Below are 12,240 nucleotides of genomic sequence, written 5' to 3' on the forward strand. Positions count from 1 at the left end.
TATGGGATAGACGTTTTTTTATGACCGGGAGTTTCAACATTCTCTTTCCCGGTCACCGATTGGGGGACAGGAGGTGAAAAGGGTTGGCTTTCAAACCACTGATTGTCAGGGACAATGGGATCATTCTCGCAGAAAAACGGGCTCCGGGGATTCAGGATGTGATTCAAACACTGGACCGGTTTGCCCGGTGTGTCAAAGAAACGGATGATTTGTACACCTACCGGTGGGATGAATGCTCCCTGTGGCAAGCCGCCGCCGACGGCTCCGACCCGGACCGCCTCGTGACGTGGATTCGGCAACATGCCAAATTTCCTCTTTCTTCCGGACTGGTGAAAAAAATAAAAACGGAAATGAAACGTTTCGGTTTGATCCGGTTTGAGAAAGATAGCGACGGGACGTTTCTTTTGGTGTGCCCGGAAGAAGAGATCATCCGACGCATCAAACGGTTGCCGGAGATTATGAAATGTATTCTTCAAAAGGGCAAAAATACCCTTGTGATTCCGATGGAATATCGGGGATGGTTGAAAAAGAAATGTGTCGATTGGGGCTATCCGCCTTTGGATGGCATCGGCCCTTCCGAAGGGGCGCCGCTTTCCCTGCGCTTGAAAACCGGACTGCGTCAATACCAGCAACAAGCGGTGGAGGCTTTTTGCCATCCGGAGCAAAGCTGGCGGACCAGCGGTGTGATCCTGTTGCCGTGCGGCTCGGGAAAAACCGTGACGGCCCTTGGCATTATGGAAAAGGTTCAAAAAGAGACGTTGATTCTGACCCCGAATGTCACCTCCTGCCGGCAATGGATCCGCGAATTGAAAGCGAAAACCGACTTGCCGGAAGAATGGATTGGAGAGTATACATCTTTGGAGAAAAACATTGCCCCGGTCACGGTCACCACGTACCAAATGCTGACCAAAAAGGACGGGAAAACGGGGGCGTTTCTGCACATGAACCTTTTTTCGAAAAGAGATTGGGGACTGATCATTTATGATGAAGTGCATTTGTTGCCGGCGCCGGTTTTCCGGGTCACCGCCGACTTGCAAGCCAAAAGGAGGCTCGGGTTGACAGCGGCATTGATCCGGGAAGACGGTCGCGAAAAGGATGTGTTTTCGCTCATCGGGCCGGTGATTTATGCCACCCGGTGGAAAGAGATGGAGAAAGGGGGATGGATCTCGGAAGCGGTTTGCCATGAAGTGCGGGTTCCGCTTTCCGATTCCCTGAAAGAGGTTTACCAAGCCGCCGAAAAGCGCCACCGGTACCGGCTGGCCGCGGAAAATCCGCTGAAGCAGGAGGCCTTGCAAGAGATCTTAAAAAAGCATCGGGGCGAGCAAATTTTGGTGATCGGCCAGTATGTGGATCAGCTGAAAGCTTTGGCAGAGCGTTTTGACGCCCCGCTCATCACCGGTTTCACCCCGCAACCGGAACGGGAAGAATGGTACAGGAAGTTTCGGGAAAAGGAAGTCTCTGTATTATTTGTTTCCAAGGTGGCGAATATGGCGATCGACCTGCCGGATGCGAAAGTGGCCGTTCAAGTGTCCGGAACGTTTGGTTCCCGTCAGGAAGAGGTCCAACGTTTGGGGCGGATTTTGCGGCCGAAAGCAAACGGCCAAAAAGCTTATTTTTATCAGCTGGTCACCCAAGACACCGTGGACCAGGAATATGCATGGCGACGCCAAACTTTTTTGCGGGAAAAAGGGTATCAATATTTCGTCGTGAAGTGGGGAGGAACGTAACGATGCGGGTGAAAGAGCTCCGGTATTGTTTGACTTCATTACCCGGCGAAAAACGAAAACAGATTGCAGACGCCTTGGCTCTGAACGAAAAGGCGTCAATGGAAACGATGGAGCGGAAACTGACCGATCCCGCTTATTATCAGGATTGCCTTGAAAAGATGGACCGAAAGGTGCAGCGGTGGTTTTGGTCGGTCTTTTTAAAGGGAGGAAAAATAAAGAAACAAGCCCTGCATCAGGAGAAAAAACTTCCGCTTTCCAAAGTGGAATATCAGCGTCTGCTGGATGCGGCTTGCGGGCGGGGGTGGGTTTACTGCCTGCGGAACCGGCATATGGAGCGGATGTATTACGTGCCTTGGGAGATCCGGGTGGCCTGGGCCCGGTCCATTCCCGTCGCACAGTCCCTTCGCCCGTTGGATGAAGACCGCGTCGATCCCGCCCAATCCCATCCATTGAAAGCAAGCCAGGCTTTTTTTCACTTTTTGTCATCTTTAAGCCATGAGCCGTGGCTGTTGAACCGGACCGGCCATCTCTCCCAAAAAGACCTGAAAAAAATGGATGTCGAGTTGGATTTGGAGGACGTTCATGGATCTTGGCCCGGCTGGGCCGTTTTTCTGCTGGAAACCGCCCGTTTGCTCGGGTTGGTCACGGAGACCAACAAATATGTTGCCGTCCATCAAAAAAGGTGGAAAAGCTGGCTTTCCACCCCTTGGCCGAAAAGCGTCGCCCAATTGTATGAAGCCGTTCGCCATGTCCTGTTGAAAGACTACCCGGAGTTGGACGGACTCTGCTTGATTTTGGAACAATTGCCGGCCGGAATGTGGTGGGGATTGGAAGAAGTCTGGGTCCGTCTGCAAACGGAGGTGCCGCTGAAATTGCCGTATCATCTCATCAAACGGGTGGAAGAGGGGTTTATCACTCCGATGGCGTGCATGGGCTGGTTGGAGTCGGGCAGGACGGAAAAAGGAGAAACTTGTTTCCGGTGGATGCCTTATCCCCCCAGGGAATGGGTGGATCCGGGCGAAATACCGGTCTATGTCGATCCCGCACCGGAAATTTATGTTCCGTTTCATTTTTCGTGGGAAAAGCGGCATGAACTTTCCCTGTGGGCGGATTTTATGGGCGGGGATCACATGCTTGTTTACGAAATCAACGAAAGGTCATTGGCCCGGGGGCTCCGATACGGACGGACGGTGGACAAGATCCTGCAAACACTGGAAGCATGGGCGGGGGAAGTTCCGTCTCCCGTAAAGGAAAGGTTGCTGGATCTCAAAAAAAGAACCGGTGCCGTCACACTGTCAACATGGACGTGCCTGAAAATTGAAAGCGATGACGGGACCAATGAGTGGCCGGCACGCTTGGAAGAGGCTGGCTGGGAAGTCAGGAAACTGAACGAGTCCGAGTATTTTATCAAAGAAATGCCGGGAAGAGTCGGGGCCTGGCTGAAACGGCAGAACCGGGAAGTCATCATGGAAAAAAAAGAATGGACGGGTCAAGCCGGGAACCTGGAATCCGACTTTGAGGGCATCCGGGATTGCCGGGTTGAATTTCCGGAACCGGAGACCGTTCCTTTGCCCAAGGCCTGGTTTTCCGGGCTCAGACCCTATGGAATCAACATGGCCAGGGAAATGGTCCGGCAAAGCATTTCTCACGGATTGCCGATTTTCATGGAGTATCAGGGACGAAAAATGGAAGTGTATCCGGAACATTTGCGTTATGAAAACGGCAAATGGATGATGGAGGCACTGGTCGGAACCGAGCGCAAAAACATTCATTTGGGGGAAGTGAAGGCTTTCCAGTTGTTGCCCACTCCTTCTGTATTGGTGGAAAATCCATTACAATAAAAAGGAGGAGGGGTGTTCATGGAAACACTGGACATGGCGACCATACTGCTTGAAGCGTATCAATTGGCGGATAAAATCAACGAATCGCCGGAAGTTGAAGAGTACCTGCGGACCAAACAGCAGCTGAGTGAAGATCAGGAAGCGCAAAAAATGATCCGGGAATTCCACAAGGTGAAGGATCAGTTTGAAGAAGCCCAGCGGTTTGGCATTTTCCATCCCAATTATCACGAGGCCAAGGAAAAGGCGGTGCAGTGGCAGGAGAAATTACGGAAACACCCGACCATCCATTCTTATTTGGTGGCTGAGGAACAGCTGGACCGGCTGTTGCATGAAGTCTCCCGGACCATCGCCCATGCCGTGTCCGAATCCGTGAAGGTGCCGGGCAATGATCCGGTTTTCCCGATCGGGGCCAAAGGTTGCGGCGGATGCGCAAGTCACTCTTCCTCTTGATTTTATCCCTTGTTGAAATAGATCGAGCCGGCAGGGAAAGTGCCTCGGGGCTTTTCTCTGCCTTGTTTATATTTGGTACATTTCCCGCATTGAATAATTGTTAACAGAGTGTTAACATGATATTAGGCTGTTTTTTTATCCAAACATTGGCGCCCTCCGGACACGTTCCGAAGAAAAGGAGTTACCAAGCATGAATATTGCGGAAAGATTAGGTTTGGCTGTTTGGGTCAATGATCTGAAGTCAGCCCGTTCGTTGGGTCGCATGGGAAACATACATTACATTTCCAAACGATTAAAGTACGTTTACCTTTACATTGATGAAAAATCTGCGGATCAGGTCATCCACCGCATTGAGCAATTACCGTTTGTAAAACGCGTTGAAAGGTCGCAAAGAAGGAACATTTGCCTTGACTTTCATAAATCATGATGTCCATACTTTCATTTCTGTCACATCCAGTGACAGTTTTTTTGTTGTCTGTTATTTCGCATATCGAAATTTACCATGTCGGAAGGAGTAAGAAAAGATGCCGGTCTGGAAGCGAAACATGTATATTTTGATGGTGTCGCAGTTTTTGGTTTTAGGATCGATGACCATGATCATGCCGTTTCTTCCGCTTTATTTGAAAGAACTGGGCATGACGGATCCCAAGCAAGTCCAATTATGGGCCGGCTTGATTTTTGGGATCAACTTTTTGTCCCAGATCATTGTCCAGCCGATCTGGGGGAATCTGGCCGACCGGTACGGCAGAAAAATGATGATCTTGCGTTCCGGGTTTGGCATGTCGGTGTCCATTTTTCTCATGAGTCTGGCCACATCCCATTGGCAGCTGTTTTTCCTGCGCCTTTTAAACGGGGTGGTTTCCGGGTTTATTCCGGCTTCGATTTCATTGATGGCGACCAACTCCCCGAAAGAAAAAAGCGGTTATGTGTTGGGGATGTTGCAGGCCGGGGCCACCGCCGGATCCATCATCGGACCCTTTATGGGCGGGGTTTTGGCCGAATTGGTTGGATACCGGAATAACTTCATTATCACATCCGCCATGTTGCTGACCGCGTCGTTGGTAGTGTTGTTTGCGGTCAAGGAAGAGAAAAAACCGGACCCCTCCGTCCAGCCGAAACAATCGGTTTTGAAGGACGGTCTTTTTGTGCTGAATCAGCGCACGTTGCTGCTTCTTTTCGGAGTCGGCTTGTTGTTGCAATTTGCCAATGTCGGCCCGACACCGCTGATGTCTTTGTTTGTGGATGAATTGGGAGCGCACGGGCACGTCGCTTTTTTTGCCGGACTGGTGACGGCGATGACAGGCATATCCAACATGCTGTCTTCCCCGGTATTGGGTAGAACCGCCGACCGTTACGGATCGGACCGGGTTCTTTTTATGGCTTTGATCGCTTCCGGACTGCTCTTTATCCCGCATATGGCGGTCACCAACATTTGGCAGCTGTTGATTCTCCGTTTCTTATTGGGGCTTTGCGTCGGAGGATTGTTGCCTTCGTTGAACACATTGATCCGCCGTTTTTCGCCCCCGGGAAAAGAAAGCACCGCATACGGGTTTTACACCAGTGCCAATAGCATCGGCAATCTGCTCGGTCCCATCTGCTACGGCGCCATGTCGGGATGGTTTGGCATCCGTGGCGTTTTTCCGGTGACCGGACTCATTTTGATCCTGAATGCTTTTTGGTTCCATGCGGTGATGCGCAAGAAATTCCGGGATCCCCATTCCCGCAAGGCGGCCAAATCGGCCTGACAAAAAAACGAATTTGGAGGTTTTGGCTTGTTTCTTTCCGCCTCTCTTCCATACAATAGATAAAGCAATGATGATTATTGGTGAGGAGAGATTCTGTTGAACTTTTTTCAGGATTTGAAGGAAAAACTGGAGAAAAGTGTGGAGACGGCCGGCCAAAAATCTCAGAAAATGTTGGAGATGAGTCGCTTAACACTTCGGATAAAAGGGAAAAAAGAAGATATCGAAAACGAGGTCAGCAAACTGGGGTGGCAAGTTTACCGCCACTGGGAGGAAAACGGGAATCTCGAATTGTCGGACAGCATTGTCCTTTCTTTGGAATCGATCCGGGATCAGCAAAAACGGCTTGAAGCGTTGACCAAAGAGCTGGAAGAGTTAAAGAACAAGGAGATTGTTTCCCGCAAGGAAGCCGAACGGGTTCCTTTGGATTTGGCATCGGACGAGTCAGAGGGGGGGACGCGGGAAGCTTTGGTGTCTTCCGTGATTTACATCTGCCCTTATTGTGCCCGTCAAATTGCCCCCGATGATTCACGCTGTCCCCATTGCCAAAAACGCTTCAATTGAGGAGAGGAGCGTCCATGAAGCAAAAAAATAAAATCATCGCCATGCTTCAGGTGTTAAAAAAAGAAGCACTGACCAAAGAGGGAGAAAAAAAAATCATCGACCAGTTCAACCGCAAGGTGGAAAGCGTCGGCGGAATCCAGGCATTGATTCACAAATTGAAGGTCATGTACCACTATTTTCGTGATCCCGGCGTCAGCATAAAGAAAAAAGGGTTGGTGGGAGCGGCCCTTCTTTATTTCATCCTGCCGACAGATGTGATTTTTGACTGGTTGCCGGTGGTGGGTTATATGGATGACATGGCGGCCGTCTTGTTTGTTTGGCGGTTTTTATCAAAGGAGCTCGAACGGTTTGAACGGGGAAAAGAGCTGAAGTAGCCAACTGGTTCCAAAAGTAGGAAATCAGCGGAGACATTTTTTGGCAATAAGCTGATTTCTTACTTTTTTTATTCTTGCACTTTTGCTACAATAAATGGAGAATATTGTAGATCCGGTGGCATTGACAGACTTTCTTCGACAAAAAAAGGATCGAATCGGTTCGATAATTTTGATGGATAAAAAGGATAAGTGGAGAGAAAAGTTGAAGCGGAGTACATATGAGGGCGAGAAAGGGGAATCAATGATGAACCACAGGTCTGTGGCGATTACAGTGACAAGCGGCAAAGGAGGCGTCGGCAAGTCGACGACCGTTGCTTCACTGGGGTTGGGTTTGGCTCAGTTGGGTTATAAAGTTTGCCTGGTGGATACCGATATCGGATTGCGCAAGCTGGACTTGATGCTGGGTTTGGAAAACCGGATCGTCTATGATCTGGTCGATGTGATTGAAGGGGTAAGCAAATTGCGCCAGTCCCTGGTTCGCCATAAAGAGTACAATCAGCTCGCACTTTTGCCCGCGGCGCAAACCAGGTACAAGGAAGAAGTTTCACCTGAACAGGTCCAAGCGATTGTGGATGAGCTGCGGAACGAATTTGACTATATTTTGATCGACTCGCCGGCAGGGATTGAAGGAGGATTCCGCAACGCGATCGCATCCGCGGACCGGGCCATTCTTGTTGTCAATCCGGAAATTCCGTCCGTCAGGGATTCGGACCGGGTCATCGGTTTGTTGGAGTCGGCAAACATCCGGCAAATCGACTTGATCGTGAACCGGGTGCAACCCGGAATGGTCAGAGACGGGGACATGTTGAGCGTGGAACGGGTACAAAGCCATCTCGCCATCAATCTTTTGGGCATTGTTCCGGAGGACAAACGCATCATCCGTTCTTCCAACACCGGAGAACCGGTCATTTTGGACCACAAATCGTTGGCCGGGAAAGCGTTTGCCAACATTGCCCGCCGGTTGATCGGAGAAGAAGTGCCGTTTTTGGAATTGGAGTCTTCCACGATTATCACCAGGATCAAGAGGTTGTTCCATATCGCTTAATGAAATTTGAGGTGACAAGGATGGCTTTTTTGAACATGTTTAATCGGGATAAGGATGAACCAACGGCCATGACGGCAGATGACAGGTTGTCATTGGTGCTCAGCTATCAACGATCGGACATCAACGAACAAAAGCTCAAAGAATTTCGCGCACGGCTGATCGAGTTATGCGATGATTTTGGTTACGATGTGGTCGGGCAAGTGGTGGTGGTTCCACAATCCAAAGAACGCACAACCATCATCAACGCAAGCATTCCGGTGAAATTGAAAGGCCAGGTATAAGTAAAAGCACGGACCGGTGCGGGTTCGTGCTTTTTCTGTTTACAAGAACTTGTGATTGATCAGGTGTTTTTCCAAAAACTCGATAATATGGCTGGGAAAAGCCTTGTCTTCCGTCAAGGTGAACATGGCCACCGAAACCCGGGTGGTCCCGTATGTACGCATGAGGGAAAGCAATTTGGATTTCGCTTCATTGTTGGGGCGCCCGTATTTTTTCTCAAAAGCTTTTAAAACCAACTCTTCTTCTGGTGTCATGGATGATGCATGATCCGTCCTGTCATCGGAAGGAGTGAGTAAAGATTGTTGATATGTATGCATTTGATGAAACGCGGTTGTCAATTGTCGATTGGTTCCGGAAAGATCCTTGGATGGGACGGGAAAGGACTGGTTCACCTGTTGTAGTGACGGATGAAACGGCCAATCATGCAATTGCCGGCGGCGCCGGGGTCGTTGCACGGGAAGGTGTTTGAATTTTTCGGGATGTTTTCGTCTCAAGGTATAAATCCGTTGGTAGATGGCTCCCTGGGTGCGGGAAAGTTTTTTTTCCAGTTCGCTGATTGCGGCAGAGAGGGACTTTCCTTCTTCCAAATATTGATTGACGGTGTCAATGACCAATTCTTCCTCTTCTTTTTCCCAGCTGTTCAAGCGGTTCCCGCCGTCCGGAGAATTTTCTAAAGAGTGGAAACGATCTGGATATTCCGACCTCAGCTTCCTGACGTGGGACATCACTCCGGAATATCCGCGTTTTAATTGTTCAGACAGTTCTTTTAGAATTTCCCGTTCTTTTTTACCTTCTTTTAAACCTTCATTCATTGTTTTTATAATCAATTCGTTTTCTTCTTCGGTATATTTCCCTTTTTTTGTTTCAAAAAACATTCGGTGCAAACTCCTTCCGAAGATAATTTTCCTTAAAATCTTTACTTATAAATATAACAGAAAAGCCGTAATCTTTTCCACTGCCCATTTTACAAGCAAGGTTAATTATTAATATTTAACAAGGAACCGGGCTTGTTTTCTCGTTCACAGATCAGAAAATTTAAGGGAATCCATCTGAAATTATATATTAAAATCAATTTCTTGGCGACGGAGGTATGAAAAATGGGAAATTTGCCCATAACCCTTATTAAGAGAGAAAAAGAATAGGTTGATATGAACGATGAAAGGGGCGGAGTGATGACACTGATGTCGATTCAAGAAATCAGTTCTCTTTTATTTTCACGTCATAGAATCAAAACCCACCGGGATTTAAGCGACCAGGAACTCCCCCATCGCCATTGGAATGAAACTGAACGTGCCGCATTGGTGATTTTTTGGGGGCTGTTGATTTACCCGAAGCTGGATCCGGATTTAAGAGAAGAACACCAGTCGGACGCGGTACATATCAAACGGTTTATCAATATATTTGAAAACTATTTGGGAAGTGCCGGACGGTGCCGTGACGTGTTGGAAAAGCTGAAGGAACATGATTATATCCGCTTTCGCGATGAAGAATGGGTGGTCCCCGGAACCGGATTGTTTTCCGCGGTCGATGCGGCCAAAATGTACCGGTATTTTCGTTCATCGGTTTTGTCCCGTAGGATCTTCCAACTACTTTATCCGGATCGACATGCTTGAACAGACAATTCCAAAAAATGACCCCAGTAATTACTTTTTCAAAGTAATAGCTGGGGTCATTCTTGTTTTAAAGATTCGAGAAACAAACGCAAGGTTTTCCGCTGATCGGGTGATAATTCCAAAGCAACGCGAATAAGATGTTGAATGTCGTCGGGCAGATGGTGGATAAACGGCTGTTCTTGCCCGAGTTGATTAATGAGTTGCTCGATTAAATTGCGCGATTCGTTAATGTGCTTGTAGGTTTCGATCAACAGCTTTTCTGTTGACTGGCTCATTGCAATCCATCCTACTCTTTGACGGAATGAAGGATTTCATCGATCTCTTTTTTGATATAGATCAATTCTTCAGGGCTCAATTTGTGCAGGTCACGAATCATCATCTCGAGCTTCATGGAGCGGAATTCTTCCAGAAAAGACGGCATATATTGTGGTTGCATGGACATACCCGTTTACTCCCTTCGGTTTATCAATCTGTGATGGGTCAGGTTTTCATTCTATCAAAAATTCGACGCAGGTCAACATCGGTTTTTGACCTTGTCCTCTGTTTTTTGTCAGCTTTTTGCCGGGATGTTTCCTTTTTTTCTTTCAATCAGACAAACCCAATGACGATTTAGACAAAATTTTTGGTTTAATCTGTGGAAAAGCGGGTAATAATTTGTTGACTCTCGTCAAACCAAATGAAAAGAATTGAGGTGCTTCGTATGATCGAACAGTTAAAAGCACTGGAAGAGCGTCTCTATTCCGTTCAACAAGAATACTTACTTGCAAAAGAAAGACATGAATTTTTGGCACAATACGATCTTTACGAAGAGTGGAAACAATTGAAAAAACAACAGAGCGAACTGAAGTCACAGTTAGGGCTCAATTAAATGATAAATGGCAGAAAACAGCCGGCGGAATCCCGCCGGCTGTTTTCCATATATTTTAAGCATCAAATCAATTGACAAACCAATGATTGCGTATTATGATGTCAAAAGATCATTCATGACATCGAAATCAAACACCCGATTCTTCTTATCCAGAGAGGTGGAGGGACTGGCCCGATGAAACCTCGGCAACGGGCTCTTCGGAGTACTGTGCCAATTCCAGCAAGCGTTTTGAAGCTTGGAAGATAAGAAGAGGTTTTCAATAACATGGAGACAGAAGACCTCTTCGTATTGATCGAAGAGGTCTTTTCTTTTGATAAAGGGGAGAGACGATTGAAAAACAGAGAAAATCCATGGGCTTTATTGCCTTTTGCCGTGTTTCTGATTTTGTTTATCGGTGTGGGGGCTTATACCGGTGATTTCACCAAAATGCCGGCCATCATCGCCGTGATGATCGCATCGGTATTGGCTTTGTGCATGCACCGCAAGGAGTCTTTGGCCTCGAAGTTGCAACACTATTTTCGTGGAGCCGGACATCCGGATATCCTCATGATGATCATGATCTTTTTGTTGTCCGGCGCCTTTTCGGCAGTGGCCAAAGGCATGGGGGCCGTTGATTCCACGGTCAACCTGGCCTTGAACCTTTTGCCGGCCAATTGGTTGATGGTCGGACTGTTCGTGATCGCCTGCTTCATTTCGTTGGCGATGGGAACATCGATGGGAACGATCGTGGCACTGGCACCGATCGGGGTCGGAATCAGCCAGCAGGCCGACATTGCACCGGCCTTGTCCATGGCGGTGGTGATCGGGGGAGCCATGTTCGGGGACAACTTGTCCTTTATCTCCGACACCACGATTGCAGCGGTCAGCACCCAAATGATCAAGATGAAAGACAAATTTAAAGCCAACTTTTTGATTGTGTTGCCCGCCGCCGTCTTGACGGCAGTGATCCTCTTCTTTTTCACGGAGGGTGGACAAGGCAGCGTGGCCGGCGGCGTGGCCGGCGGCCAAGATTATTCCATTCTCCAGACATTGCCTTACATCGCCGTGTTGATTACGGCGTTGCTCGGGGTTCATGTATTGATTGTCCTGATCTTGGGCATTGTTTTTGCGGGAGCCATCGGGTTGTTTGAGGGCAGCTACACCTTGCTTTCCTTGGTGAAACAAGCCGAAGTAGGGATCACCGGCATGCAATCCTTGTCGATCCTTGTGCTGTTGATCGGCGGAATGGTGGAATTGATCCGGCATTACGGGGGCATTCAATTTTTGTTGAACCTGTTGACGAGCAAAGTGCGGACGAAAACAGGGGCGCAGTTCGGCATTGCCGGTCTGGTGAGTTTGACCAACCTGTGCGTGGCCAACAACACCATTTCCATCATCATGACCGGACCGCTTGCCAAAGAGATTTCGGATCGATATGGAATTGACGGGCGCAAATCGGCCAGCTTGTTGGACATCTTTTCCTGCAGCGTGCAGGGGCTGATCCCGTACGGGCCGCAAATGCTGCTTGCTGCAGGAATTGCTTCCATCTCGCCGGTCAGCATCTTGGCTTATTCCTATTATCCGGCTTTGATCGCCGTTTGCGCCGTGTTGTCCATCCTGTTCCGCTTTCCGCGCTTAAAAGCCGTGCCGGTCAGCCATCAGCAAGAAGCAAAAGCAAGTTAAAATCAGAGAAAGAAACCAGGGGAAAACGCCCCTGGTTTTTTATTTTTCATTTTAAAGAAGCAAGGCTCCATATTA

The 12,240-nt window shown here is 48.5% G+C and carries 15 protein-coding genes and 1 riboswitch; of the genes, 12 read left to right on the forward strand and 3 right to left on the reverse strand.

From position 1 onward, the window contains the following. Positions 1–83: 83 nt before the first annotated feature. The 9 genes from I8U21_RS00680 (at position 84) to I8U21_RS00720 (ending at position 8,024) form a co-directional block, all read left to right on the forward strand. Complete coding sequence (locus tag I8U21_RS00680) at positions 84–1,727, forward strand: DNA repair helicase XPB (protein ID WP_198053037.1); 1,644 nt, start codon at positions 84–86, stop codon at positions 1,725–1,727. Between the two features lie 2 nt (positions 1,728–1,729). Continuing rightward, complete coding sequence (locus tag I8U21_RS00685) at positions 1,730–3,568, forward strand: helicase-associated domain-containing protein (protein ID WP_198053038.1); 1,839 nt, start codon at positions 1,730–1,732, stop codon at positions 3,566–3,568. A gap of 18 nt (positions 3,569–3,586) precedes the next feature. After that, positions 3,587–4,018 carry a YlbF/YmcA family competence regulator gene (locus I8U21_RS00690; RefSeq protein WP_181731090.1) on the forward strand — a complete coding sequence of 144 codons (432 nt, stop codon included), beginning with the start codon at positions 3,587–3,589 and terminating at the stop codon, positions 4,016–4,018. Between the two features lie 190 nt (positions 4,019–4,208). Beyond that, positions 4,209–4,445, forward strand: a complete 237-nt coding sequence (locus tag I8U21_RS00695; protein ID WP_037995578.1) for a YlbG family protein — start codon at positions 4,209–4,211, stop codon at positions 4,443–4,445. Positions 4,446–4,542: 97 nt separating this feature from the next. After that, the gene (locus I8U21_RS00700; protein ID WP_181731089.1) at positions 4,543–5,763 is read left to right on the forward strand and encodes an MFS transporter; all 1,221 of its coding nucleotides are present in this window, start codon (positions 4,543–4,545) and stop codon (positions 5,761–5,763) included. Positions 5,764–5,859: 96 nt separating this feature from the next. After that, positions 5,860–6,324, forward strand: a complete 465-nt coding sequence (locus I8U21_RS00705; RefSeq protein ID WP_198053039.1) for a zinc ribbon domain-containing protein — start codon at positions 5,860–5,862, stop codon at positions 6,322–6,324. 14 nt (positions 6,325–6,338) lie between these two features. Then, positions 6,339–6,698 carry a YkvA family protein gene (locus I8U21_RS00710; protein ID WP_181731087.1) on the forward strand — a complete coding sequence of 120 codons (360 nt, stop codon included), beginning with the start codon at positions 6,339–6,341 and terminating at the stop codon, positions 6,696–6,698. Between the two features lie 244 nt (positions 6,699–6,942). Next, positions 6,943–7,743: a septum site-determining protein MinD gene (gene minD, locus I8U21_RS00715; protein WP_181731086.1), complete on the forward strand. Its 801-nt coding sequence runs from the start codon at positions 6,943–6,945 to the stop codon at positions 7,741–7,743. Between the two features lie 35 nt (positions 7,744–7,778). Continuing rightward, positions 7,779–8,024, forward strand: a complete 246-nt coding sequence (locus tag I8U21_RS00720; protein WP_181731085.1) for a hypothetical protein — start codon at positions 7,779–7,781, stop codon at positions 8,022–8,024. Between the two features lie 39 nt (positions 8,025–8,063). Here I8U21_RS00720 and I8U21_RS00725 read toward each other — a convergent pair whose 3' ends face one another. Beyond that, positions 8,064–8,897, reverse strand: coding sequence for a hypothetical protein (locus I8U21_RS00725; protein WP_181731084.1), 834 nt, complete (start codon positions 8,895–8,897; stop codon positions 8,064–8,066). Positions 8,898–9,194: 297 nt separating this feature from the next. Between I8U21_RS00725 and I8U21_RS00730 the strand changes: the two genes are divergently transcribed. After that, entirely contained in the window at positions 9,195–9,635 is a 441-nt protein-coding gene (locus tag I8U21_RS00730) for a hypothetical protein (protein ID WP_181731083.1), read from the forward strand. A 56-nt stretch (positions 9,636–9,691) separates the two neighbouring features. On the opposite strand, the gene I8U21_RS00735 is transcribed toward I8U21_RS00730, so the two are convergent. Continuing rightward, positions 9,692–9,910, reverse strand: a complete 219-nt coding sequence (locus tag I8U21_RS00735; RefSeq protein WP_181731082.1) for a hypothetical protein — start codon at positions 9,908–9,910, stop codon at positions 9,692–9,694. Between the two features lie 11 nt (positions 9,911–9,921). Further along, on the reverse strand, positions 9,922–10,077 hold the full coding sequence (locus I8U21_RS00740) for a hypothetical protein (protein WP_181731081.1): 156 nt from the start codon (positions 10,075–10,077) through the stop codon (positions 9,922–9,924). Between the two features lie 258 nt (positions 10,078–10,335). Between I8U21_RS00740 and I8U21_RS00745 the strand changes: the two genes are divergently transcribed. Both I8U21_RS00745 and I8U21_RS00750 read left to right on the forward strand, forming a co-directional pair. Then, positions 10,336–10,503 (forward strand): hypothetical protein, encoded by a 168-nt coding sequence (locus tag I8U21_RS00745; RefSeq protein WP_156097735.1) that lies wholly within the window; start codon positions 10,336–10,338, stop codon positions 10,501–10,503. Positions 10,504–10,645: 142 nt separating this feature from the next. Next, positions 10,646–10,752: riboswitch (SAM riboswitch) on the forward strand. A 15-nt stretch (positions 10,753–10,767) separates the two neighbouring features. Beyond that, positions 10,768–12,165 (forward strand): Na+/H+ antiporter NhaC family protein, encoded by a 1,398-nt coding sequence (locus tag I8U21_RS00750; RefSeq protein ID WP_181731080.1) that lies wholly within the window; start codon positions 10,768–10,770, stop codon positions 12,163–12,165. The last annotated feature ends 75 nt before the right edge of the window (positions 12,166–12,240 follow it).

Origin of the sequence: Thermoactinomyces sp. CICC 23799 (assembly GCF_016055145.1) — a bacterium.
Taxonomy (GTDB): domain Bacteria; phylum Bacillota; class Bacilli; order Thermoactinomycetales; family Thermoactinomycetaceae; genus Thermoactinomyces; species Thermoactinomyces intermedius.

What these genes read in the sequence shown, in the direction of transcription:
- I8U21_RS00690 (WP_181731090.1), top strand. Translation starts at nt 3,587, where the DNA reads ATGGAAACACTGGACATGGCGACCATACTGCTTGAAGCGTATCAATTG.
- I8U21_RS00740 (WP_181731081.1), bottom strand. Translation starts at nt 10,077, where the DNA reads ATGTCCATGCAACCACAATATATGCCGTCTTTTCTGGAAGAATTCCGC.
- I8U21_RS00695 (WP_037995578.1), top strand. Translation starts at nt 4,209, where the DNA reads ATGAATATTGCGGAAAGATTAGGTTTGGCTGTTTGGGTCAATGATCTG.
- I8U21_RS00745 (WP_156097735.1), top strand. Translation starts at nt 10,336, where the DNA reads ATGATCGAACAGTTAAAAGCACTGGAAGAGCGTCTCTATTCCGTTCAA.
- I8U21_RS00700 (WP_181731089.1), top strand. Translation starts at nt 4,543, where the DNA reads ATGCCGGTCTGGAAGCGAAACATGTATATTTTGATGGTGTCGCAGTTT.
- I8U21_RS00730 (WP_181731083.1), top strand. Translation starts at nt 9,195, where the DNA reads ATGACACTGATGTCGATTCAAGAAATCAGTTCTCTTTTATTTTCACGT.
- I8U21_RS00750 (WP_181731080.1), top strand. Translation starts at nt 10,768, where the DNA reads ATGGAGACAGAAGACCTCTTCGTATTGATCGAAGAGGTCTTTTCTTTT.
- minD (WP_181731086.1), top strand. Translation starts at nt 6,943, where the DNA reads ATGAACCACAGGTCTGTGGCGATTACAGTGACAAGCGGCAAAGGAGGC.
- I8U21_RS00710 (WP_181731087.1), top strand. Translation starts at nt 6,339, where the DNA reads ATGAAGCAAAAAAATAAAATCATCGCCATGCTTCAGGTGTTAAAAAAA.
- I8U21_RS00735 (WP_181731082.1), bottom strand. Translation starts at nt 9,910, where the DNA reads ATGAGCCAGTCAACAGAAAAGCTGTTGATCGAAACCTACAAGCACATT.
- I8U21_RS00685 (WP_198053038.1), top strand. Translation starts at nt 1,730, where the DNA reads ATGCGGGTGAAAGAGCTCCGGTATTGTTTGACTTCATTACCCGGCGAA.
- I8U21_RS00725 (WP_181731084.1), bottom strand. Translation starts at nt 8,897, where the DNA reads ATGTTTTTTGAAACAAAAAAAGGGAAATATACCGAAGAAGAAAACGAA.
- I8U21_RS00720 (WP_181731085.1), top strand. Translation starts at nt 7,779, where the DNA reads ATGTTTAATCGGGATAAGGATGAACCAACGGCCATGACGGCAGATGAC.